The organism is Micromonospora sp. NPDC049559, from assembly GCF_040676675.1.
In the GTDB taxonomy this organism is placed as follows: domain Bacteria; phylum Actinomycetota; class Actinomycetes; order Mycobacteriales; family Micromonosporaceae; genus JBFAPK01.
Genome location: NZ_JBFAPK010000013.1, coordinates 107,312 through 129,489 on the forward strand (window position 1 = coordinate 107,312; position 22,178 = coordinate 129,489).

Here is a 22,178-nt window from a genome sequence, read left to right on the forward strand (position 1 = left end):
GCCCCGCGAAGACATCAAGCCTGACGGGATTCGCGGGACACTCCGGCCCCCAACCCCCACCCCGCCCACGACGAACGCGAAGGGCCCGCACCAACCCGGTGCGGGCCCTTTCGAACGAGCGGAAACTCAGCCCTGCGGCGCGCTCATCGCCAGCGTCTTGATGACGACTTCCTTCTTCGGGTGCCCGCCGCCCGCCTGCTGCGCGAACGCGCCGTCGTCGCCGGCCGCGCCGACCTGCTTGACGATGTCCATGCCGCCGGTGACGGTACCGAGGACGGTGTACGCCGGGTCGAGCTGCGAGTCGCCGTACACGATGAAGAACTGGCTGCCGGTGCTGCCGGGCTGGCCGGAGTTGGCCATCGCGATGATGCCCTCCGGGTACGGGGGCCGCTTGTCGGTCGGCAGGTTCTCCTCCGCCATCCGGTAGCTCGGCCCGCCGGTGCCGTCGGTCTCCCGCCAGCCGTTGCCGGTGGCGCTCGGGTCACCGCACTGCAGCACCTTCAGCCCCTCGGTCACCAGCCGGTGGCACTTGGTGTTGTCGAAGAACTTCTTCTCGGCGAGGTGGGTGAAGCTCGCCGCGGTGCACGGCACGGCCGAGAGGTTGAGCTTGGCGGTGATCGGCCCGAGGTTGGTGTCGATCGTCATGACCTGGCTGCCGGTGTTCTTCGCCGTGAGCGGCGGCAGCCCGACGTCCTTGATCTGCGGGCTGCGCTGCTCGGGCGGGAGCTCGGTCCAGGAGCACTGGGTCGTGCCCGCGGCCGGCGCGGCGGTGTTGCTCTTCTTGTCGTTGTCGGAGAGGCTCACCACCAGCCAGGCCGTGCCGGCCACGACCAGCAGCACGACCACGCCCGCGCCGACGATCGCCTGCCGCCGACGGCGGAGGCGGGCCCGGGCGGCGCGCTCGGCCATCTCCTTTTCGAGTCGGGCCCGCGCCGCGGCGCGTTGGCGCTCTCTCGTGGACGTCACGATGGCTCCTCCTGGACTATCTGTGCGGTGCGGGTGTCTGGTCTGCGTCTGTTCCGGGGTCGGGCCCGCCGGGGTGCTACCCGACCACCGGGCTGGCCGACGGCGAGGCGGACCCGCTCGGCGCGGGGGACCCGGTCGGCGGAGCGGTCGGCGCGGTGGAGGCCACCTCGCCGACGGTGAGGCTCTGGACCACCACGTCGGTCTTCGGCTTCACCTTGCTGCCCGTACCATTGTCCACGGTCTCCAGGCTGCCGATCTTCTTGATCACATCGAGCCCGGCGGTGACCTTCCCGATGATCGGGTAGCTCGGCGTCGGCGGGTTGAAGTCCTTGAAGAAGATCAGGAACTGGCTGCCGTTGGCGCCCGGCGGGTTGCCGAACATGGCGACGGTGCCGGCCGGGTACGCGGGCGGCTGGTCGGGCGTCGCGCTGGCCGACGGGGTCGGGGTCGGCGCGGCGGCCGGGACGTTCTCGTTCACGAAGGTGTAGGTCGGACCGCCCTGTCCGGTGCCGCTCGGGTCACCGCAGTGCACCGCCCCCTCGGTGGTGATCTCGTGGCACTTGGTGTTGTCGAAGAACGACTTGCCGGCCAGGTACGCGAAGCTGGCACCGGCGCAGGGGGAGTTGGCCAGGTCGAGTTCCACGGTCACCGGGGCGCCCTGGTTCGTGGTGATCGTCATGGGGCGGGTGCCGGAGGTGGGCAGGCCGCTGGTGGCCGGCGTGCCGACGTCCTTGAGGTTGCTGTTGGCCGAGGCGTCCTGCGGCGTCCAGGCGCAGATGTCGGGAGCGGCCTGGGGCTTGGGCTCGCGGTCGAAGCCGCCGAGCGCCCAGACCGAGCCGAGCACGATGAGCACCAGCGCGACGGCGGCGCCGACACCGGCCCTGACCTGCCGCTTGCGCCGGGCGCTGGCGGCCCGCCGGGCCATCTGCCGGTCGAGCTTGGCCCGTGCCAACTTACGCTGCCGGTCCCTGCTGGAAGCCACCCGCGCTCCCCTTTCCTCTACCCTGATCGTGGCGTGGACGCGTTTTCTCACCGTCCGGCGTCGAGTGCGCCAAGCCACATGCCCGCCAGAGTGTACGGGTATCCGCTGGGAAAGTGGTGTACGAGGTCCATCCGAGAGCGATCGGGCGTCATCACTGTGACCAACGGTGCTGGCGGGACCGGTGTGTGCCGGACCACCGCTGATCGGTGGCGGCTAGGCTTCGGGGACGACAACCTTGGACGTGTGAGGGGAGCGGACGTGCTCGTCGCCGGCTTTCCCGCCGACGCCTTCGGCACCAACTGCTACGTGGTGGCCACGGCGCCGGGGGAGCAGTGTGTGGTGGTCGACCCCGGCATCGGGGTGCTGGACCGCCTCGACGCGCTGCTCGCCGAGCACCGCCTGCACCCGGCCGCCGTGCTGCTCACCCACGGCCACCTCGACCACACCTTCTCGGTGGCGCCGGTCTGCGGCGCCCGGGGCATCACCGCGTACGTCCACCCCGCCGACCGCGGGCTGCTCGCCGACCCGGCCAAGGGGCTCTCGGCGGAGATGGCCCAGCTCTTCGGCGGCCGGTTGCCGTACACCGAGCCGGACGACGTGGCGGAGCTGCCCGACGGCGGCGCGATCACGCTGGCCGGCTTGGAGATCACGGTCGACCATGCCCCCGGCCATACCGGCGGGTCGGTGCTCTTCCGGCTGCCCGGCGCCGACTCCCCGTGGGAGGCCGACCAGGTCTGCCTCTCCGGGGACGTCCTCTTCGCCGGTTCGATCGGCCGCACCGACCTGCCGGGCGGCAGCATGCCCGCCATGCTCGCCAGCCTGCGGGACAAGATTCTGCCGCTGGCGGACGACACCGTCGTGCTGCCCGGCCACGGACCCGAGACCACCATCGGCCGTGAGCGCGCGCGCAACCCGTACCTGCGTCAGGTGATCGACGCGGACGGCGCGCGACCCGCGGCCACCCCCACCCGAGGCTGGTAATCCCCTCGCGCCGCTGGCGCGGGAGTTCAAGGAGTCTTCCATCATGAGCAAGCCCACGCCGATCTCCGGCTTTCCCGAGTGGCAGCCGCCGCAGCGGATGATCGAGCAGTACGTCCTCGACCGGATCCGCGACACCTTCGAGCTGTACGGCTTCGCGCCGCTGGAGACCCGGTCGATGGAGCCGCTGGACCAGCTCCTGCGCAAGGGCGAGACCTCCAAGGAGGTCTACCTGGTGCGCCGGTTGCAGTCCGAACCCGGCGAGCCCACCGGCGACGACGCCCTGGGACTGCACTTCGACCTGACCGTGCCGTTCGCCCGCTACGTGCTGGAGAACGCCGGCCGGTTGCAGTTCCCGTTCCGGCGGTACCAGATCCAGAAGGTCTGGCGCGGCGAGCGGCCGCAGGAGGGGCGCTACCGGGAGTTCCTCCAGGCCGACATCGACATCGTCGACCGGGACACGCTCTCGCCGCACTACGAGTCGGAGCTGCCGCTGGTGATCGGGGACGCGCTCGGCGGGCTGCCGCTGGGGCAGGCCGCCGGCCAGGCGCCGATCCTGATCCAGGTCAACAACCGCAAGATCTGTGAGGGCTACTACCGCGGTATCGGGCTCACCGACACCGAGGCGGCGCTGCGCGCCGTGGACAAGCTCGACAAGATCGGTCCGGACCGGGTGGCGGAGCTGCTCGCCGAGACGGCCGGGGCCACCCCGGCCCAGGCGAAGGCGTGTCTGGCGCTGGCCGAGATCTCGGCGCCGGACGCCTCCTTCGCGGACGCGGTACGGTCGCTGGGCGTCTCCGACCCGCTGCTGGACGAGGGGCTCGCGGAGCTGCTGCGGGTGGTGGAGACGGCCGCCGAGTACGCCCCGGGGCTCTGCGTGGCCGAGCTGAAGATCGCGCGCGGGCTGGACTACTACACCGGCACGGTCTACGAGACGCAGCTCAAGGGGTACGAGCGGTTCGGCTCGATCTGCTCCGGCGGCCGGTACGACAACCTGGCCAGCTCGGGTGCGACCCGCTTCCCCGGGGTGGGCATCTCCATCGGCGTGACCCGGATGCTCGGCCTGCTCTTCGGCGCGGGCGCGCTGACCATCTCCCGCGCCGTACCGACGTGTGTGCTGGTCGCGCTCGTCGCCGAGGAGCGCCGCCCGGAGAGCGAGCGGATCGCCGCCGCGCTGCGCCGCCGGGGCATCCCCACCGAGGTCGCCCCGAGCGCCGCCAAGTTCGGCAAGCAGATCCGCTTCGCCGAGCGGCGCGGCATCCCGTACGTCTGGTTCCCCGGCGACGAGGGCGCGCCGGACGAGGTGAAGGACATCCGCTCGGGCGACCAGGTGCCGGCGGTGGCCGACGTGTGGAGCCCGCCGGCGGCCGACCTCCGCCCGGCAATCGGCTGATCCGCTCCGTGACCCGCTGACGCGGCCGGTCAGGGCCGGCCGAGGGGGGGGGCGGGGGCCCCCCCCGGGGGGGGGGGGGGGGGCGGGGCCGGGCCGCACGGGCCCAGCGGCGCGGGGGGGGGGGCGGCGCCCCCCCCCCGGCCCCCGCGCCCGGGGCGGGTCGGGGCCGCCCGGGCCCCCGCGACCACCCTCCTCGGGTGGTCGCGGGCCCTCGCCGCGTCGCTACTCGGTACGCAGGCCGTCGGGGCGCATCAGCCGCCACAGCACCGGCAGGCTGAACGCGGTGACCCCCAGCACCACGCCGGCCGCCGCCCCCGACATCGTGGCGATGCCGGTCCAGTTCAGCCGGATCGGCGTCTCGACCAGGCGCAGCAGCACGGCGCCCAGGGCGCTGCCGGTGACGATCGCCAGGACCAGCCCGAGCAGCACCGGTACCGCCGTCTGCCAGAGCACCGACCAGGTCATCGTGCTGCGCCGGGTGCCGAAGGCCACCAGCACGGCCAGCAGCCGCCGCCGCTCCCGCAGCTGCTCCAGCGTGGTGACCAGCAGGCTGGCGCCGAGCAGCAGCAGGGTCGCCAGCACCCCGATGAGGAGCCCGCGCCGGATGTTGGCGAAGCGGTTCCCCATGGAGGTGGCCTGCAACCGCCAGACCTGGCTCACCGGGTTGACCGCCGCCACGGTGTTGCGGACGTGCTCGACCGCGGTCTCCTGGTCGCCGCCCAGCCGCAGGTACGCGACCACGCGCAGCCCGGGCGGCTGCGCCAGGCGCAGCGCGCCGGGGGTGGCGTAGAAGCCGGTGTAGATGTTGCCGTCGGGCGCGGTGCGGGGCGGCACCCGCCGCAGGCCCGGCGGCACGGTCCAGGACTGGAAGGCGGTCCCCTCCGGGTCGCCGATCTGCACCGGCTGGCCGGGGCGGGGCCGCGGGGTCTGGTCGACCGGATGGAACACCGCGAAGGCGTCCCCGTCGGCGCAGCGGTCCAGCTCGGCCAGCTCGCGCAGGGTGGCGCAGTCGGCCACCAGCAGCTCCGAGGTCGGCCGGTTGCCGTCCGCGTCCGGCTTCGCGCCGGCCGGCTGCAGGGTGCCGCGGACCAGCGCGAAGACCTCGCGTACGCCCTCGGTGCCGCGCAGCCGTTCGGCCACCTGGTCGCCCGTCACGCCGTCGGCGGGGTCCAGCCGGGTCTCCACGAACAGGTCGGCGCGGTTCGGATCCTGACCGGTGGTGCTGACGTAGTTGCCGGAGACCCCCGAGAAGAGCATCTGCAGGGCGATACCGCCGGCCACCGCGACGGCGACCCCGTTGACCATGCGGGCCGAGGCGGCGCTGTCCAGCTGGAGCCGGCGGGTGGCGAGCTGCCAGGAGACCGGACCGCCGCGCAGCCGCCGTACCCCCGTCTCGACCAGCCAGGGCAGCAGCGCGGTCACCCCGACGAGCAGCAGCAGCACGCCGGCCGTCACCTGCGTCGGGTTGACCGAGCTCCCCTCCTTGCGGACGCTCCCGACCAGGGGCAGCAGCAGCGCCGCGCCGGCGAGCGGCAGCAGCAGCCGCCACCACAGGCGCCGGCGGGCGCCGGCGGCGCGGCGGACCACGCCCAGCGGCTCGACCACCACCCGGCGCAGCGCGAGCAGCGCCACCGCGACCGAGGCGACCGGCACGGCGAGCGCGATGAGCAGCGCCAGTCCGGGGCTCGGCCGCACGTCGTGTGTGAAGAAGCTGATGTTCCAGAGCGTGAACCGCTCGACGAGTTGGCGGCCGGCGAGGAAGAAGAGCGCGCCGGCGGCGAGCCCCAGCAGCGCGCCGAGCAGCGCCTCGCCGGCGGCGATCCGGGCGGTGGTCGAGCGGTCGGCCCCCACCAGCCGCAGCGCCGCGAGCCGCCGGTCGCGGCGTTCCCCGCCGAAGCGTACGGCGGTGCCGATGAAGACGGCGATCGGCAGCAGCAGGACCAGGAAGATGACCGTCACGAGCAGCAGCAGGATCGGGTCGAGCCCCTCGCCCGTGACGGGCTCGCCGAAGTGGTCTGTCCGCTGCGCGTCCGCCTCGCTGAGCCGGTCGCTGCCGAGGTAGAAGGCGTACTCGTTGGGACCGGCGAGGCCGGTGGCGCCGATGGTGCCGACGATCCGGGCGTCCAGCAGCCGCGGCCGCAGCAGCGCCCCGTCGGGGGAGGCGAGCAGCCGCTCCAGGGCGGGCGAGACGTAGACCTCGCCCGGACCGGGCAGCCGGGGCAGGCCCGGCGGCACCGGGGCGTCCGCCCCCTCCGGCCGCAGGATCCGGCCCCGGACGGGCGCGGTCCGGTAGGACGTGTCGAACTGGCCGACGAGCATGGTGCGCGGGCCGGGGGCGGGGGCCTCGACGCCGAGGTGCATGTCGTCGCGGGCGGCGCCCCGGGCCGTGCGGTCGTGCAGCATGGTCGAGATCGAGGCGGCGACCAGCAGCAGCGCGACGCCGAGGCCGACCCCGACGGCGGCCATGGCGCCACGCAGCAGGCTCTCCCGGCCGCCGCTGACGACCAGCCGCATGCCGAGCGCCAGGTCCCGTCCCCAGCGGCCCGGCGTGGGCCGCCTCACGGCGCCACCAGCTCGGTCTCGCGGGTACGCCCGTCGCGGACCACGACCTCGCGGTCCGAGTACGCGGCGACCCGCGCCTCGTGCGTGACCAGTACGACCGCCGCGCCGGTCTCCCGGGCCGCCGCCGTGAGCAGCCGCATCACCCGCTCGCCGTTGAGCGAGTCCAACGCGCCGGTCGGCTCGTCGGCGAAGACGACCCGGGGGGAGGTGACCAGTGCCCGGGCCACCGCGACCCGCTGACCCTGCCCGCCGGAGATCTCGCCCGGGCGCTTGCTTGCGACGTCGGTGACCTCCAGCCGCTCCAGCCACTCGGTGGCGCGCCGCTCGGCCTCGCGGCGCCGTACGCCGTCCAGTCGCAGTGGGAGGGCGACGTTCTCCAGGCAGGTCAGCTCCGGTACGAGCTGGCCGAACTGGAACACGAAGCCGAACTCGCCCCGGCGCAGGGCGCTGCGCTCGGCGTCCGACATCGCGGAGAGCTCCCGGTCGCGGTAGAAGACCTGGCCCCGGTCCGGCCGGACGATCCCGGCCAGGCAGTGCAGCAGGGTGGACTTGCCCGAGCCGGAGGGGCCCATCACGGCGAGCACCTCGCCGGCGCGTACCCGCATCGTCGCCCCGTCCAGGGCGGGCGTCGGCCCGTACGTCTTGTGCAGCTCCACCGCCGCGAGCAGTGGCTTGTCGTTGTCGGTCACGTGATGCTCCTGTCCTGGCCGGACGGTCCCTTCCGGTCCGGCGGTGGGTCGCGGTCCGGTGGCCTCTCGCCCGGCGGTCACCGGGCGACCGTCCGAGCGAGGTCGTCGAGGCGCGCGGCGGTCAGCTCCAGCCAGCGCAGGTCGGCCTCCAGGTGGAACAGGCCGTGGTCGCAGACGAGCTGGTCGGCGAGGTCGCCCCGGGTCTTGCGCTGGGTCAGCTCGCGCATCAGGCGCAGGTGCTCGGCGCGCTGGCTGTCCAGGATCTCCGTGGCGCTGCGGCCGGTGAGCAGCGCGAGGATGACCTTGGTGTAGAGGGTGCTCTGGAGGTACAGGTCGGGCTTCTCCGGGTGGGAGAGCCAGCGGCGCACGTCGGTGACGCCGGCGTCGGTGATGGCGTAGCGCTTGCGCTCCGGACCGTCACCCGGCTCGACCCCGTCGACCTCGACCAGCCCCTGCTTGAGCAGCCGGGACAGGGTCGCGTAGACCTGCCCGTAGTGCAGCGGCCGGCCGTGCCCGAAGCGTTCGTCGTAGGCGCGCTTGAGGTCGTAGCCGTGCCGGGGTTGGGACTCCAACAGCCCGAGGAATGTCTGTGCGACGGTCATGCCGCGAGACTCTACACCCCGCGTATACACCCGGTGTATACGCGGGGTGGATAACCGCTACCCCTCGCTCCGGCCGGCCGCGCCGCGTAGCCTCTTGCCGATCGGATCGGCGGAACCCCTCGCCACCGCCCTCGCGGCGCGTACCGGGGCGGGGTAGCGAGAGGACCGTCGGGCCGAGCGAATGGCGGACGACCCGCACCGGACGGGGACGGGAGGGTGGGGTGCGCATTTTGCTCGTGGAGGACGACCGCAGGGTCGCCGCGGCGCTGACCTCCGCGCTGACCCGGCGCGGGTTCGAGGTCGAGCACGCGGCCACCGCGGCGGCGGCGCTGGCCGCGGCCCCCTGCGACCTGGTGCTGCTGGACCTGAACCTGCCCGACGGGGACGGGGTGGAGATCTGCCGGCAGCTGCGGGCCGAGCGGCCGCAGCTCGGCATCATCGCGGTCACCGCCCGGGGCGAGGAGCGCGACCGGGTGCTCGGGCTGCGCGTCGGCGCCGACGACTACGTGGTGAAGCCCTTCTCCATGGCCGAGCTGCACGCGCGGATCGAGGCGGTGCTGCGCCGGGCCGCGCGCTCCACCCCGGCGCAGGTGGTGATCGGTACCGGACGGGTCCGGGTGGACACCGCCGCGCGTACGGTCACCGTGGACGGCGCACCGGTCGCGCTGACCCGCAAGGAGTTCGACATCCTCGTCTCGCTGGCCCGCCAGCCCGGGCACGCGGTGACCCACGAGCGGATCCTGCTGGACGTGTGGCAGACGACCTGGGGCACCCGGCACACCGTCGAGGTCCACGTGGCGTCGCTGCGTGGCAAGCTCGGCGACCCGGGCCTGGTCGAGACCGTACGAGGGGTCGGCTACCGGCTGCGCGGCGAGTGAGGCGGGGGCGGGTGCGATGCGTCGTCGTCTGATCGTCAGCTATCTGCTATTGCTGACCCTGGTCCTGCTGGCGCTGGAGCTTCCACTCGCCGACACGCTGGCCAACCGGGAGATGGAACGGGTCCGCGCCGACCGGCTCGCCGACGCCACCCGGTTCGCCTCGCTCTCCGGCCCGGCCCTGCGGCTCGGGGTCACCAGCGCGGTACGGGCCGAGCTGAACCGTTACGAGGAGCTCTACTCGATCGGCGCCGCCGTGGTGGACCGGGACCGCGCCGTGGTGGTCGCCTCGCCCGGGTACGCGACGCGCCCCGAGGCGACCGGGGCGGCGCTGCGGGCCGCCTTCGCCGGGCAGCAGTTCACCTCGTTCGCCCTGACCGACCTCTGGAGCGGGGAGCCGCTCGTGGTGGCCGCGCCGGTCAGCGACGGCGGCGAGGTGCTCGGTACGGTCATCATCACCTCGCCCACGAACCGGCTGCGCCGGGCCGTACTCGGCTGGTGGGCGACGCTCGCGGCGATCGGCGCGCTCGCGGTGCTCGCCTTCGTGCTCACCGCGGTGCGGCTGGCCAACTGGGTGCTGCGCCCGGTGACCGTGCTGGACGCGGCGACGCACGAGATCGCGGCCGGGGACCGGACCGCCCGGGTCCGCCACAGCGCGGGCCCGCCCGAGCTGCGCCGGCTCGCGGCGAGCTTCAACCACATGGCCGACGCCGTGTCCGACCTGGTCGAGCGGCAGCGCGCGTTCGTCGCCCACGCCAGTCACCAGCTGCGCAACCCGCTCACCGCGCTGCGGCTGCGGGTGGAGGAGCTGGGCCCGAGCCTGACCGACGAGTACGGCCGTACCGAGCACGCGCTGGCGCTCGACGAGACCGACCGGCTGGCGCACGTGCTCGACGGCCTGCTCGCGCTCGCCCGGGCGGAACGCAGCGAGGAGACCCTGGTGGTGGTCGACGCGGCCGAGGTCGCCGGGTTCCGGGAGCGCGCCTGGGAGCCGCTGGCCCGCCACCGCCGGATCACCCTGACCGTGCGGCGGCCGTCCGAGCCCGTGTACGCGCTGACCGTACCGACCGCGCTCGACCAGGCCCTCGACGCGCTGATCGACAACGCGTTGAAGTTCGCCGACGAGGGCGGCCGGGTCGAGGTGGTCGTCGACCGCGCGGACGACGGCGTACGGGTGGTCGTCCGCGACGACGGACCGGGCCTGCCCGACGGCCAGCTCCAGCAGGCCACGGAGCGGTTCTGGCGGGCACCGCAGACGCAGAACGTCGAGGGCGCCGGGCTGGGGCTGGCGATCGTCGCGGTCCTGGTCGACGTCTCGGGCGGCCGGCTGACGATGCGACCGGCGCAGCCCCGGGGCCTGGCCGCCACGCTCTGGTTCCGCGCCGCCTGAACCGCCGCGCGGTCGGGGCTCCGCAGCCGGGGCCCGCGCTGTGCGCCCGCGGTCGGCGCGGCGCGGTCAGGGCTTGTGGTCGCGGTAGTAGCGGGCGGCGCCGGGGTGCAGGTCGAGCGGGGGAGTGGTGATGGCCGACTGCTGGCTCATCCGGCCGGCCGCCGGATGCGCGAGCCCCAGCTCCTCGCGGTGCTCCATCAGTAGCCGGGTCAGCTCCTCGACCACGTCGTCGGGGAGGCCGGGCGCGACGATCAGGTAGTTGGGGACGGCGACCGTGGTGATCGGATCCAGCCGGTAGACCGAGCGCGGGACGTCGCGCGCCACGTAGACCTCGCCATAGCCGGTCCGCAGCGGCGCCACCCACGGCCCGAGGTCGACCAGGCGGAGCGGGGTACCGGCGGCGAGCCCCGCGATCGCCGCGACCGGCGGGCCACCCGAGAAGAGGAACGCGTCGATCTCCCCGGCGGCCAGGGCCCGTACCGACTCGTCCAGCCCGAGCCGTTCCACGTGTATGTCGGCGTCGATGACCTTCGAGACGCGCAGCAGCCGGCTGGCGGTGATCTCCGTACCGGAGCCGGGCGCGCCGATCGAGACCCGCGCCCCGCGCAGGTCCTCCAGCCGGCGGATCCGGCCGTCGGCCCGGGTCACCAGGTGCAGCAGGTCGTCGTAGATCCGGGCCACCGCGAGGACCCCGGGATCGCCGCCCGCCGTGATCGGCAGCGCGTCGGCCTGAGTGAAGCCGAGTTCGGCTCCGCCCCCGCTGACCAGCGCGACGTTCTCCACCGAGGCGGCGGTGGTCAGCACGCCCGCGTCGACGCCGGTCAGTTCCCGGTTGATGATCCGGGCGAGCGACTCGCCGAAGGCGTGGTAGACGGCCGCGGGGCTGCCGGTGGCGATCCGGATCGTGATCGGCGGGCGGGGCGCGCTGGCGCAGCCGGCCAGCAGCAGCACGAGCGCGACCAGAGCGGCGACCGACCGTCGGGGTCGGCGCCACCGCCGGTACAGGGCGAGGCCGTTCACCCGGCACCCCCGGCCCGGGTGCGGCGGCGATGATCATGCCAACGGGGCACGGCCCAGTTTCGCGCACCGGCTCACGATCGGCACACCGACCGAACGGCCGAGCCGGGCCGGGTGCGGGTCGGGGTGTCCTGGCGGTCCGGTCCGGTGACGGTCCGCGCGGTCGGGTCGGGCGCGGTCAGGCGGCCCGGTCGGCCGGTACCGGCAGCTCCGTCCCGCGCAGGATGCGCTCGCGGTCCGGCCCGACCGCGACGCTGACCAGGAAGCACCCGCGCCGACCCCGCAGCGTCGCCGCCGCGTCGAGTAGGTGGGCGCCGCGGACGAGTACGGCTGCCACGTCGTGGTCGTTGACGTGCACCCCGAGCACGTGCCGGCGTACGTGCCGGCCGGCGGCGAGCAGCGCGGCCCGCCACGCGGCGGCGGCCAGCACCGGACGTCGCCGGTGCCGGGCGGCGGTGACGCCGGTGGGCCCCGGCCCGAGCAGCAGGTCGCGCCCCTGGCGCCAGGCCAGCTCGCCGATCCCGGCCAGCCGCGCCGCCGCGGGGCCCGGTACGTGTACGCGGTGCAGGTCGTAGCGGCGGCGCAGCCCGCCGGTCGTCGCGACGGACCGGGCCGGGATCTCCAGGACGGTCAGCAGCTGCACCAGGCGTTCGGCGGCCGGCCGCTGGTTGAACTCGGCGATCTGTTCGTCCGTCACCAGCGCCGGTCCGCGCCGGGCCGGCACGGGTCCGACGTACGGCAGCGGGAGGCGGGCGGTCGGGCCGGCGCCGCACCGCAGCAGCGCGGCCACCTCGAACGCGGCGAGCAGGGTCGGCCAGTCCAGCCGGGACGTTCGGGTTCCGGCGGCCGGGCCGGGCAGCGACCGGCGGGCGGAGGGCCCGACCGGCACGGGCAGGGTGCGCGTGGATACCACGGAACAGCTCCCGGGTCCGGTGGGATTTTGCGCCTCCCACCCTGGCCGCGCGCGCGGGTGGCCGACAGTGCCCGGCGCCGGACTTGAGGAAATCTTGCGTCGCGGCTACTCGGCCGGCGGCACCTCGAAAATCAGGCAGGACGAGGTGGCGTGCGCGATCAGCCGGCCGGCGCCGTCGGTGATGCGGGCCTCGGCCAGCGCGGTACGCCGGCCGCGTTGCAGGACGTTGCCCTCGCCGCGCAGTACGCCGGAGGCGAGGGTGGCCGGCCGCAGGAACTTCACGTTCAGGTCGAGCGTGGTGTAGCCGATTCCGGCGGGCAGCGTGCTGTGCACCGCGCAGCCCGCGACGGTGTCCAGCACCGTGGAGAGGACCCCGCCGTGCACGCTGCCGAGCGGGTTGTAGTGGAACTCGCGCGGCGTCAGCTCCAGCACGACGCGTCCCTGCTCGGCCGTCATCCGCTCGTAGCCGATCATCGCGAGCACCGGCGGCGCGGGGAGTTCTCCGTCGATCATCGAGCGGAGCGTCTCCAGCCCGTCGCGCCGGCCGAGGTGCGCGGCGACCAGGGCGGGGTCGGTCCACGAGAAGGAGTGGCTGCGGGTCGCCGCCTGAGTCTCGGTCATGGACGCAGCCTGGCAGTCGTTGCTGAGTCTGTCAACAAGACTTAGCCTGTCGCGATGAGACCGACGGCGCTGGACTGGTCGCTGGAGAACTGCACCATCGCGCGGGCGATGGAGATCCTGGGTGAGCGCTGGACCCTCGTGGTGCTCCGCGAGATCTTCAACGGGATCCGCCGCTTCGGCGACATGCGGGAGCGGACGAACATCCCCCGGCAGGTGCTGACCAACCGGCTGGCGATGCTGGTCGAGCAGGGGGTGCTGCGCCGGGAGCCGTACCGGGAGCCGGGCGCCCGCCAGCGGTACGAGTACCGGCTCACCGAGAAGGGGCTCGACCTCTGGCCGGTGCTCGTGACCGTGCTGGCGTGGGGGGACCGGTACCTGGCGGACCCGGAGGGCTCGCCGCTGGCGGTGGTGCACCGGGACTGCGGCGCCGAGGTGCGGGCGGTGCTGCGCTGCGCCGACGGGCACGAGTTGGCCGGGCCGCGGCAGGCGGTGCCCCGCCCGGGTCCGGGTGCCCGCCGCCGGCGCTGACCCGCCGGGTACATGATCCACTTTGGTCCCGGTCGGGATGATATGAGGCTGATCTTATGGATCGGTCTATTGAAAAGGATCTTAAGAGTGTGAATACTTTCCCCTGGTGGCGGTGGTAAACCCGGCGCCTCGGGGCACGCCTGTCAGTTCATGCGATCCCCGAACGCACCGGGACGATCCGCCGCCGAGCCGTATCCGGGCGCGAACCCCCACGCGCCCCCTCCGACCCCCCTCCGGGAGGCCTTCCATGCGACCCACGAGGTCCCAGCTCCGCAGCATCGCGCTCACCTTCCTGGCCGGCACGCTCGTCGCCGGCTCGCTGGCCGGCGCCCCCTCGGCCAGCGCGGCCCCCGCCGCGTCCCCCGAGGCCGCGATGTCGCTGGCCGACACGCTCGGCGCGACCTCCGCCGGTGCGTACCAGGACGAGAACGGCAAGATGGTCGTCACCGTCACCGACGAGGCCAGCGCCCGCAAGGTACGCGCCGCCGGCGCGACCCCGAAGCTCGTCGCCCGCGGGCTCGACAAGCTCAACCAGGTGACCGCCGCGCTGGAGAAGTCGGCGAAGATCCCCGGCACCGCGTGGTACGTCGACCCGGTGAGCAACCAGGTCGTCGTCGACGTGGACAGCACCATCACCGGCGCCAAGCTGGACCGGGTCAAGAGCGCGGTCGCGGCCTTCGGCGGCGCGGTCCGGATCCAGCCGACCCCGGGCACGCTGAGCACCACGATCTCCGGTGGTAACGCGATCTACACCGGCGGCGGGCGCTGCTCGCTCGGCTTCAACGTCCGCAGCGGCAGCACCTACTACTTCCTGACCGCGGGTCACTGCACCAACATCGGTTCGAGCTGGTCCGCCAGCTCCGGCGGCTCGTCGATCGGTACCCGGGCCGGCTCCAGCTTCCCGGGCAACGACTACGGCATCGTCCGCTACAGCATCGGCCAGCAGCCGGGCGACGTGTACCTCTACAACGGCACCTACCGGGACATCACCGGCGCCTCCACCCCCGCGGTGAACGCCACCGTCCAGCGCAGCGGCAGCACCACCGGCCTGCGCAGCGGCCGGGTGACCGCGCTGAACGCGACCGTGAACTACGCCGAGGGCAGCGTCTCCGGCCTGATCCGCACCACCGTCTGCGCCGAGCCGGGCGACAGCGGCGGCTCGCTCTTCAGCGGCAACACCGCCCACGGCCTCACCTCGGGCGGCAGCGGCAACTGCTCCTCGGGTGGCGTCACCTACTTCCAGCCCGTCGTCGAGGCGCTCAACGCCTACGGCGTGAGCATCTACTGACGCGACCGCACCGAACGAGCCGCCGGGTCTTCCCGGCGGCTCGTCCGTCTGTACGTCGCCGGACCCGGCCCGCCCGCGCCGCCCGGTCCGGCGCCGGCGGCGGTACCCGCGTTCACGGGCCCGGTGTCCGGCCCAGGCGCAGCCCGAGCACGACCACCAGCGGCCAGAGCGTCATCGCCCCGACCGCCGCGGTCTCCGGCAGGCCGGGTCGGGCGTGGGTGACCAGTTCCACCACGAACCAGGCCACCAGCCCGACGCTGACCGCCGAGGCCACCAGCCCCACCCAGGGACGCAGCGGCCAGGGCGCCCCCTCGGTTTCCGGCCCGGAAAGCGCCCCGCTCCCGGGGAGCGCCGCCGGCCCGGGAAGCGCGCCGAACTCGGGGAGCGTCGCCGGCCGGGGGAGCGTTGCTGGGGCGGGTGGTGCGCCGGGCCGGGACCGGGCCGCCGCGGCGGCGGTGCGGCGCGGCTGCCACCAGGCCCGCGCCGGTCCGACCGGGTCCCGCGCCGGCCGGACCGTGACCGCGCGCCGGCCCGGCCCCCGCCGTCCGGCGAGCGCGGGCCAGCAGGTGAAGGTACCGAAGGCGAGCCCGGCCACCACCGCGTGCGAGTTCGTCCCATGCCCGTCGGCCTGCGGAAACGCCGCCACCAGCGCGGTCGCCACGCCGCCGAGCCCGAGCAGGAACCGGCCGGGCGGCGCGACGGCACGCAGCCCGAGCGCGGTGACCGAGTGCGCCAGACCGAGCAGCACCACCGCGGTGGTCATCACCCACCGGTCGGTCGCGCCGTGCGCCGCGAGGGCGCTGAGCGTACTGGTCAGCGGGTCGTACCCGTCCGCCGGTTGGCGGGACGCGGCGACCGTGACCCCGGTGGCCAGCACCACCGGTGCGATCACCGCCGAGACGATGGTCCACCACGGCACCGGCGGCATCCCAGACCGCATTCCACCAGGTTAGTGCCGATTTGCCCGGCATTGGGCCGGGGCTGCCCGAAGACCCCCGGCGGCTGTCCACTTCTCACCTTGCCGGGCGCATATCGGTCCGGGCGAAGATTCCCTCCGACGCGGTACCGTGTCGTCCGCTCGTCAATCACGGGGGTCTCTGTGCGGAATCAGCGCCGCGTCCGAATCGCGATCACGGGAATGTTGGGCGCGCTCGCGCTGGGCAGCCTCGGGTGCGGCGTGGTGGGCCGGCTCGTACCGCAGCGCGGGGCCGGTCCGGCGCCCGCGCCCGCCACCTCGTCGTACTCCCTGCCGCCGACGTACAACTCGAACGCGAGCGGTGAGGTCGTCGGCACCAACTGCCACTACGACCAGGGCAGCAAGCAGATCAGGTACGACCTGTCGATCCAGAACTCCTCGTCGGAGCTGACCTTCAAGTACAGCATCTACGTGCGGTTCTCGGGCGGGGACACCCCGTTCTCCGACGACCTCTTCGGCAACCAGTCGCTGGACGTCACGGTCGGCCCGGGGATGGAGCGCAAGCTCACGGTGACCCAGGGATACAACCTGACCAAGCGCACCTACATCGGCTGCAACGTCCAGAGCGCCAGCAAGATCAAGGTCTGACTCCGGCGCGTGGTCCGGGACGCGGCCCGCGCCCCGGACCGCGCCGGTCATCGGGCGGAGCGTTCCGTCACCGGGCGGACCAGCGCTGCGCCCCGGCGCCGGTGCAGCCGTAGAGCTGGACCCGGGTGCCGTTGCCGGTCGCGCCGCCGGCCGCCTCGACGCACTTCCCGGAGGCCGGCACCACTATCGACCCGTCGGCCCGGAACGCGAAGCGCTGCGCCCCGGTGCCGTTGCAGGTCCAGATCTGGATGGTGGTCCCGTCGGCGGTGCCGCTGGACGCCACGTCCAGGCAACGGTCGCCGTAGACGCGTAGCTCGCCGGCGGCGGTACGGGTCCAGCGCTGGTTGGCGCCGCCGTGGCAGTCCCAGATGATCGCCGGTGTGCCGGCCGTGGTGGCCGCCCCGGAGACGTCGAGGCAGCGGCCGGACTGCGAGTTGGCCAGCCCGACCGCGGTGCCGATCGGCGCCACGCCCGGCGGGATGAGGCTGGCCGGTACGGCCTGCAACGCGCCGAACCACCGGGCGCCCATCTTGTCGTAGCCGCCCGCGTTCGGGTGCACCCCGTCGGCGAGGTCGGCGGTGGTCAGCGCGGCGTGCATGTCGACCAGGTGCGTCCGCGCGCCCTTGCCGGCCACGATGCCCGGGATGGCCGCGTTGTACGCCCGGACCCGCGCCTCCAGCGTCGGATCCGACTCCGGCGTGATCGTGGCGACGAAGAGTTCCACCGCGGGCGCGTTCGACCGGATCTTGTCGATGAGGGCGGAGAGGCGGGCCGGGGCGTTCGCCACGTCGTAGTTCTGGTTCATGTCGTTGGTGCCGATGTGCAGCAGCACCGTGTGCGGGTTGCTCGCCCGCAGCCAGCTGACGATGTTGGCGTCGATCTGGTCGATCCGCCAACCGGAGTGCCCCTCGTGATCGTGGTCGCCCAGGCTCGCCGGCCCGTTGACCCCCGAGCCGACGAAGTCGACGGTGTACCCGCCGGCGACGGCCCGGCGCCACAGCTCGATGCGGTACCCGCCGGGCACGTTGAAGCCGTCGGTGATCGAGTCGCCGAGCGGCATGACGCGTACCCCGCCGTTGGACTCCGCGGCCCGGGCCGGCGCGGCCTGGACCAGCGCCATCCCGGCCGCGAGGGCGAGCCCGAGCGCGCCGGCGGCGAGCGGCCTCAGCCGCCGCCGCTGTGCCTTCCATCGCATGGTTGATCCTTCCGTCGGTGCCGGCCGCGGGACGGTTCCGCGCGGCGCCGGTGGCGGCGGCGGAGCGGCCGACTGAATCGAGGATCGGCGATGCGATCGGCGCCGGGTGAGGTCAGCGGGCCGGTGGAGCGGGCGAGCGCCCCGCTCACTGCGCCGAGCGGTCCGCCGCCACCCGACCGGGCCGACGCCGGCGGGTACGGCCGGCCCGGGTCGCGTGACCCCGGCCGGCCGCGGGCCCGCCGTCAGTGACAGAGACCGATGGCATGGGCGAAGCTGACCCGGGTGGTGTAGTCGATCGGCCAGTTCTCCCAGGGCCCGACGCAGAAGCTGTACTCGAACTGGTTGTCCCAGGTCTCGACGTAGACCAGGACCGTGGTGTCGCTGGCGCAGTGGCGGTACCAGCCCCAGCCGTCGAGGGTGTAGTAGCCGCAGGGCAGCCGCGCGTCGGACGCCGCACCCCCGCCGGCCACGTCGGTGTCGTCCGCGCCGGCGCGAACGCCGCCGGGCCCGGTGGGGCACGGCAGGCTGGTTCCCGGCTGGATCGTCAGCAGGGGAGCCACCCGGAACGCCTCCGGAACGAGGGCGCGCCCGACGCAGAGGCGCAGTTGCGCGCCCGCGCTGTTGGTCAGCGATGCCTGGCATCCGGCGACCGGCTGGTTGTCGTACGAGGCGACCTGCCCGCGCAGCTGGGCCAGCTGCGGGGCGCAGGTGGCGACGTCGAAGACCTGGGTGGTGCCGGTGAAGTACGGGTTCTCGAAGAGGACGAGCTGGCCCCGCGCCTCGGGTGCCGCGCCCGTGCGGGTCGCGTCGGCGGGTGCGGCGCTCGCGGGGGTCGCCCAGAGCGCGGCGAGCGCCAGCAGGATCGGCAGTACGACGAGCGAGAGTCTCTTCCTGGACAAGGTGCTTCTCCCTCCGCACCCGCAGGCGAAACGGGTGCCACGGGTCCAAGGGGTAGCACGCGGGAATTGTTCGGAATCGGCGTCCGCGGCTGAACAATCAATTCGCGGACAACGTCGCCGGTCGATCCCGCCGATGGGCGTGGCCCGGATCGGCCGCCGGCACCGAACCCGGCACCCCGGGCGCCCCGCCGGCCCTGACAGAATGCTGGGGCAACCCGTACACGTGAGGAGACGCCTGTCGTGATCCGTACCCATGACGCCGGGAGCCTGCGCGCGACGCACGCCGGTAGCTCGGTGACCCTCGCCGGCTGGGTGGCCCGCAGGCGGGACCACGGCGGCGTGATCTTCGTGGACCTGCGGGACGCCTCGGGTGTGGTGCAGGTCGTGTTCCGCGAGGGCATGGAGTCGGCCCACGCGCTGCGCAACGAGTTCTGCGTCCTGGTCACCGGCGAGGTGACCCGCCGCCCGGAGGGCAACGAGAACCCCGAGCTCGCCACCGGCGAGATCGAGGTGACCGCGAGCCAGCTGGAGGTCCTCTCCGAGGCCGCGCCGCTGCCGCTGCCCGTGGACGACCAGGTGGAGGCCGGCGACGACCTGCGCCTCAAGTACCGCTACCTGGACCTGCGCCGCAGTAGCCCGGCCCGGGCGATGCGGCTGCGCTCGCGCGCCAACCAGCTCGCCCGCACCGTCCTGCACGACCGCGAGTTCGTCGAGGTGGAGACCCCGACGCTGACCCGGTCCACCCCCGAGGGGGCGCGCGACTTCCTGGTCCCGGTCCGCCTGCAGCCCGGCACCTGGTACGCGCTGCCGCAGTCGCCGCAGCTGTTCAAGCAGCTGCTGATGGTCGGTGGCCTGGAGCGCTACTACCAGATCGCCCGCTGCTACCGGGACGAGGACTTCCGGGCCGACCGGCAGCCGGAGTTCACCCAGCTCGACATCGAGATGTCCTTCGTCACCCAGGACGACGTGATCGAGCTGGGCGAGGCGATCGTCGGCACGCTCTGGCGGGAACTGGCCGGGTACGAGATCAGCACGCCGATCCCGCGGATCACCTGGCACGACGCGATGGCCCGGTACGGCTCGGACAAGCCCGACCTGCGCTACGGCGTGGAGCTGACCGACCTGACCGACTACCTGCGCGGCACCGAGTTCCGGGTCTTCGCCGGGGCGATCGACGCCGGTGGCTACGTCGGCGCGGTGGTGATGCCGGGCGGCGCGGCCCAGAGCCGCAAGGAGCTGGACGGCTGGCAGGACTGGGCCAAGGCCCGCGGCGCCCGCGGCCTCGCCTACGTGGTGCTCGACGCCGAGACGGGCGAGGCGCGCGGCCCGGTCGCGAAGAACCTCTCCGCCGCGCACCTCGCGGGGCTGGGCGACGCCGTCGGCGCCAAGCCCGGTGACGCCGTCTTCTTCGCCGCCTCGGCGCACGAGCGGGAGGCGCAGGAACTGCTCGGCGCGGCCCGGATCGAGATCGCCAGGCGGGCGGGGCTGGTCGACGAGAGCGCCTGGGCGTTCTGCTGGGTGGTCGACGCGCCGATGTTCGAGCGGACCGACGAGGGCGGCTGGACCGCCGTGCACCACCCGTTCACCTCGCCGAACGGCGAGTGGGTGGACCGGTTCGAGGAGGCGCCGGACCGGGCCCTGGCGTACGCGTACGACATCGTCTGCAACGGCAACGAGATCGGCGGCGGCTCGATCCGTATCCACCGCGCCGACGTGCAGCGCCGCGTCTTCGACCTGCTCGGCATCACCCCCGACGAGGCGAACGACAAGTTCGGCTTCCTGCTGGAGGCGTTCAAGTACGGCCCGCCGCCGCACGGCGGCATCGCGTTCGGCTGGGACCGGGTCTGCATGCTGCTGGCCGGCGCCGACTCGATCCGCGAGGTCATCGCGTTCCCGAAGACCCGCGGCGGGTTCGACCCGCTGACCGGCGCGCCGACGCCGATCACCGCCCAGCAGCGGACCGAGGCGGGCATCGACGCCAAGCCGAAGCCGCCGGCCCCGGCGCACACCGGCACCGCCGGCGTGGCCGCCCCGGTCGAGCCGTCCTGATCCGCCGTCCGAAAGGGCCCCTTCCCGCGGGAAGGGGCCCTTTCCCGACCGTCGGCCCGGTGCCGGCAGAGGAGTGGGCATGACCCTGGTGGTCGTCGGTGCGAGCGGGTACCTCGGCGGTGAGGTGTGCCGGCGTGCCCTCGCCGCCGGCCGGCCGGTCGTCGGGACGTACCACCGGGCGCCCGGCACCGTCGAGGGCGTGCGGTGGGAACGGCTGGACGTCCGCGACGCCGCCGCCGTGCGGGAGCTGGTCCGGGGCGCCGCCCCGGCGGCGGTGGTGAACTGCGCCTACCGCTACGACGGTTGGGACGCCACCGCCGACGGGGCCGCCCACGTGGCGCTCGCCGCGGCCGAGGCCGGTGCCCGGCTGGTGCACCTCTCCAGCGACGCGCTGCACGGCGGCCGGCCGGAACCGTACGGCGACGACGAGGCGCCCACCCCGATCTTTCCGTACGGGGCCGCGAAGGCGGCGGCCGAGACGGCGGTACGGCTGGTCCATCCCGCCGCGGCGATCGTACGGACCTCGCTGATCATCGGTGACCGGCGCGCCAAGCAGGTGCGGCTCTGCCTCGACGTGCTGGCCGGTACGCCCGGCCTGGCGCTCTTCAGCGACGAGGTGCGCTGTCCGGTCTCGGTCCACGATGTCGCGGCGGCGGTGCTGGAACTGGTGGCGGGGGACTACGCCGGCACGCTCAACGTGGCCGGCCCGGAGGCGGTCAGCCGGGTCGAACTTGGCCGGCTGGTGGCCCGCCGCTACGGCCTCGACCCCGTCCGGCTGCGCGCGACGACCATAGCCGAGTCCGGCCATGTCCGCCCGGCCGAGGTACGACTCGACTCCGCCCGCGCCGCCGGCCTGCTGCGTACCCCGCTGCGCCCGATCGCCGAGGCCCTCGCCACCCGCCCGTCGATCTAGGGCAAATCCCCGTGGTTTGATCTCCAATCACCACGATTTGCCCTAGATCGACGAGTGCGGTGGATGCACAAGTATTGTGCATAGACTTTGTGCATAGTTATTGTGCATGTATGCGCCCCTCGACCCGGCCCGTTGACGGCCCGCAGCCGGAGATCTGGCTGGAGAGCCGTCAACTGCGTACCCTCGCCCATCCGCTGCGCGCCCGTCTCCTCGGCGCGTTACGCCTCGACGGCCCGGCGACCGCCACCGAGCTGGCCCGAGCCCTCGACACCAACACCGGCGCGACCAGCTACCACCTGCGGCAACTCGCCGAGGTGGGGCTCGTGGTGGAGGAACCGGACCGGGGCTCCGGCCGCCAGCGGTACTGGCGGGCGGCGCAGGCGGCGCACGGCTGGTGGGACACCGACCACTCCGACCCCGACGACCGCGCCGCGCTCGACTGGCTGGCCGCCGACCAGATCAACGCGATGGCCGAGGAGGCGGCCGGGTGGCGGGCCGTACGGACCGACCGCCCCCGGGAGTGGCAGGACGCCGCCGCCTTCTCCGACCTGCTGCTGCACCTGCGACCCGAGGAACTGCGGGCGCTCAACGACGAGCTGCACCGGGTGGTCGAGCGCTACCACCGCGAGACCACGCCCCGCCGCGAGGGGACCGAGCAGGTGTTCGTCTTCTTCGCCGCCTTCCCCCGGGGCCGAGCCGGCCGCACCGCCGCCGCTTCGCGTGACGGGGCGGCGACCGGGCCGCGCGATGGGGC

20 protein-coding genes and 1 pseudogene are annotated in these 22,178 nt (G+C 74.0%); 10 read left to right on the plus strand and 11 right to left on the minus strand.

Annotated features, from left to right (window positions below; genetic code table 11):
* Window positions 1-126: 126 nt before the first annotated feature.
* Both AB0J86_RS16805 and AB0J86_RS16810 read right to left on the minus strand, forming a co-directional pair.
* Window positions 127-966, minus strand: a complete 840-nt coding sequence (locus AB0J86_RS16805; RefSeq protein WP_363857911.1) for a peptidylprolyl isomerase — start codon at window positions 964-966, stop codon at window positions 127-129.
* 76 nt (window positions 967-1,042) lie between these two features.
* Window positions 1,043-1,948, minus strand: a complete 906-nt coding sequence (locus tag AB0J86_RS16810; RefSeq protein ID WP_363857913.1) for a peptidylprolyl isomerase — start codon at window positions 1,946-1,948, stop codon at window positions 1,043-1,045.
* Window positions 1,949-2,206: 258 nt separating this feature from the next.
* Here AB0J86_RS16810 and AB0J86_RS16815 point away from each other — a divergent pair, with 258 nt between their 5' ends.
* Together AB0J86_RS16815 and hisS are read left to right on the plus strand one after the other, a co-directional pair.
* On the plus strand, window positions 2,207-2,929 hold the full coding sequence (locus AB0J86_RS16815) for an MBL fold metallo-hydrolase (protein WP_363858028.1): 723 nt from the start codon (window positions 2,207-2,209) through the stop codon (window positions 2,927-2,929).
* A 43-nt stretch (window positions 2,930-2,972) separates the two neighbouring features.
* Window positions 2,973-4,319 carry a histidine--tRNA ligase gene (hisS, locus tag AB0J86_RS16820; protein WP_363857914.1) on the plus strand — a complete coding sequence of 449 codons (1,347 nt, stop codon included), beginning with the start codon at window positions 2,973-2,975 and terminating at the stop codon, window positions 4,317-4,319.
* 222 nt (window positions 4,320-4,541) lie between these two features.
* Here the strand turns inward: hisS and AB0J86_RS16825 are convergent, their stop codons facing one another.
* The 3 genes from AB0J86_RS16825 to AB0J86_RS16835 all read right to left on the minus strand — a co-directional run bounded on the left by AB0J86_RS16825 (window position 4,542) and on the right by AB0J86_RS16835 (window position 8,172).
* Window positions 4,542-6,881, minus strand: coding sequence for an ABC transporter permease (locus AB0J86_RS16825; RefSeq protein WP_363857916.1), 2,340 nt, complete (start codon window positions 6,879-6,881; stop codon window positions 4,542-4,544).
* Window positions 6,878-7,570 carry an ABC transporter ATP-binding protein gene (locus AB0J86_RS16830; RefSeq protein WP_363857918.1) on the minus strand — a complete coding sequence of 231 codons (693 nt, stop codon included), beginning with the start codon at window positions 7,568-7,570 and terminating at the stop codon, window positions 6,878-6,880. The genes AB0J86_RS16825 and AB0J86_RS16830 overlap by 4 nt, the downstream gene beginning before the upstream one ends.
* A 77-nt stretch (window positions 7,571-7,647) precedes the next feature.
* Entirely contained in the window at window positions 7,648-8,172 is a 525-nt protein-coding gene (locus AB0J86_RS16835; protein WP_363857920.1) for a PadR family transcriptional regulator, read from the minus strand.
* Between the two features lie 221 nt (window positions 8,173-8,393).
* On the opposite strand from AB0J86_RS16835, the gene AB0J86_RS16840 reads away from it, so the two are divergent.
* Window positions 8,394-9,050 (plus strand): response regulator transcription factor, encoded by a 657-nt coding sequence (locus AB0J86_RS16840; RefSeq protein ID WP_363857922.1) that lies wholly within the window; start codon window positions 8,394-8,396, stop codon window positions 9,048-9,050.
* A gap of 16 nt (window positions 9,051-9,066) precedes the next feature.
* Window positions 9,067-10,437 (plus strand): HAMP domain-containing sensor histidine kinase, encoded by a 1,371-nt coding sequence (locus AB0J86_RS16845; protein WP_363857924.1) that lies wholly within the window; start codon window positions 9,067-9,069, stop codon window positions 10,435-10,437.
* A gap of 66 nt (window positions 10,438-10,503) precedes the next feature.
* On the opposite strand, the gene AB0J86_RS16850 is transcribed toward AB0J86_RS16845, so the two are convergent.
* The 3 genes from AB0J86_RS16850 to AB0J86_RS16860 form a co-directional block, all read right to left on the minus strand.
* Window positions 10,504-11,442 carry a TAXI family TRAP transporter solute-binding subunit gene (locus AB0J86_RS16850; protein WP_363858030.1) on the minus strand — a complete coding sequence of 313 codons (939 nt, stop codon included), beginning with the start codon at window positions 11,440-11,442 and terminating at the stop codon, window positions 10,504-10,506.
* A gap of 190 nt (window positions 11,443-11,632) precedes the next feature.
* Window positions 11,633-12,313 carry a hypothetical protein gene (locus tag AB0J86_RS16855; RefSeq protein WP_363858032.1) on the minus strand — a complete coding sequence of 227 codons (681 nt, stop codon included), beginning with the start codon at window positions 12,311-12,313 and terminating at the stop codon, window positions 11,633-11,635.
* A 159-nt stretch (window positions 12,314-12,472) separates the two neighbouring features.
* Complete coding sequence (locus AB0J86_RS16860) at window positions 12,473-13,201, minus strand: PaaI family thioesterase (RefSeq protein WP_363858033.1); 729 nt, start codon at window positions 13,199-13,201, stop codon at window positions 12,473-12,475.
* Here AB0J86_RS16860 and AB0J86_RS16865 point away from each other — a divergent pair.
* Both AB0J86_RS16865 and AB0J86_RS16870 read left to right on the plus strand, forming a co-directional pair.
* Window positions 13,097-13,516 carry a helix-turn-helix domain-containing protein gene (locus AB0J86_RS16865; RefSeq protein ID WP_363858035.1) on the plus strand — a complete coding sequence of 140 codons (420 nt, stop codon included), beginning with the start codon at window positions 13,097-13,099 and terminating at the stop codon, window positions 13,514-13,516. The genes AB0J86_RS16860 and AB0J86_RS16865 overlap by 105 nt on opposite strands.
* A 247-nt stretch (window positions 13,517-13,763) precedes the next feature.
* Window positions 13,764-14,804 (plus strand): alpha-lytic protease prodomain-containing protein, encoded by a 1,041-nt coding sequence (locus AB0J86_RS16870; RefSeq protein ID WP_363857925.1) that lies wholly within the window; start codon window positions 13,764-13,766, stop codon window positions 14,802-14,804.
* Between the two features lie 112 nt (window positions 14,805-14,916).
* Here AB0J86_RS16870 and AB0J86_RS16875 read toward each other — a convergent pair whose 3' ends face one another.
* Window positions 14,917-15,744 carry a DUF998 domain-containing protein gene (locus AB0J86_RS16875; protein WP_363857927.1) on the minus strand — a complete coding sequence of 276 codons (828 nt, stop codon included), beginning with the start codon at window positions 15,742-15,744 and terminating at the stop codon, window positions 14,917-14,919.
* Window positions 15,745-15,942: 198 nt separating this feature from the next.
* Here AB0J86_RS16875 and AB0J86_RS16880 point away from each other — a divergent pair, with 198 nt between their 5' ends.
* The gene (locus AB0J86_RS16880; protein WP_363857929.1) at window positions 15,943-16,368 is read left to right on the plus strand and encodes a hypothetical protein; all 426 of its coding nucleotides are present in this window, start codon (window positions 15,943-15,945) and stop codon (window positions 16,366-16,368) included.
* Window positions 16,369-16,435: 67 nt separating this feature from the next.
* On the opposite strand, the gene AB0J86_RS16885 is transcribed toward AB0J86_RS16880, so the two are convergent.
* Together AB0J86_RS16885 and AB0J86_RS16890 are read right to left on the minus strand one after the other, a co-directional pair.
* Complete coding sequence (locus AB0J86_RS16885; protein ID WP_363857931.1) at window positions 16,436-17,563, minus strand: ricin-type beta-trefoil lectin domain protein; 1,128 nt, start codon at window positions 17,561-17,563, stop codon at window positions 16,436-16,438.
* A 242-nt stretch (window positions 17,564-17,805) separates the two neighbouring features.
* Window positions 17,806-18,462: a DUF6355 family natural product biosynthesis protein gene (locus AB0J86_RS16890; protein WP_363857932.1), complete on the minus strand. Its 657-nt coding sequence runs from the start codon at window positions 18,460-18,462 to the stop codon at window positions 17,806-17,808.
* 240 nt (window positions 18,463-18,702) lie between these two features.
* On the opposite strand from AB0J86_RS16890, the gene aspS reads away from it, so the two are divergent.
* The 3 genes and pseudogenes from aspS to AB0J86_RS16905 all read left to right on the plus strand — a co-directional run.
* A complete protein-coding gene (gene aspS, locus AB0J86_RS16895; RefSeq protein ID WP_363857935.1) occupies window positions 18,703-20,511 on the plus strand; it encodes an aspartate--tRNA ligase in 1,809 nt (602 codons plus the stop codon).
* Between the two features lie 79 nt (window positions 20,512-20,590).
* On the plus strand, window positions 20,591-21,424 hold the full coding sequence (locus AB0J86_RS16900; protein ID WP_363857937.1) for a sugar nucleotide-binding protein: 834 nt from the start codon (window positions 20,591-20,593) through the stop codon (window positions 21,422-21,424).
* A 110-nt stretch (window positions 21,425-21,534) separates the two neighbouring features.
* Window positions 21,535-22,110: pseudogene (locus AB0J86_RS16905) on the plus strand (helix-turn-helix domain-containing protein); the annotation flags it as partial.
* Window positions 22,111-22,178 lie beyond the last annotated feature (68 nt).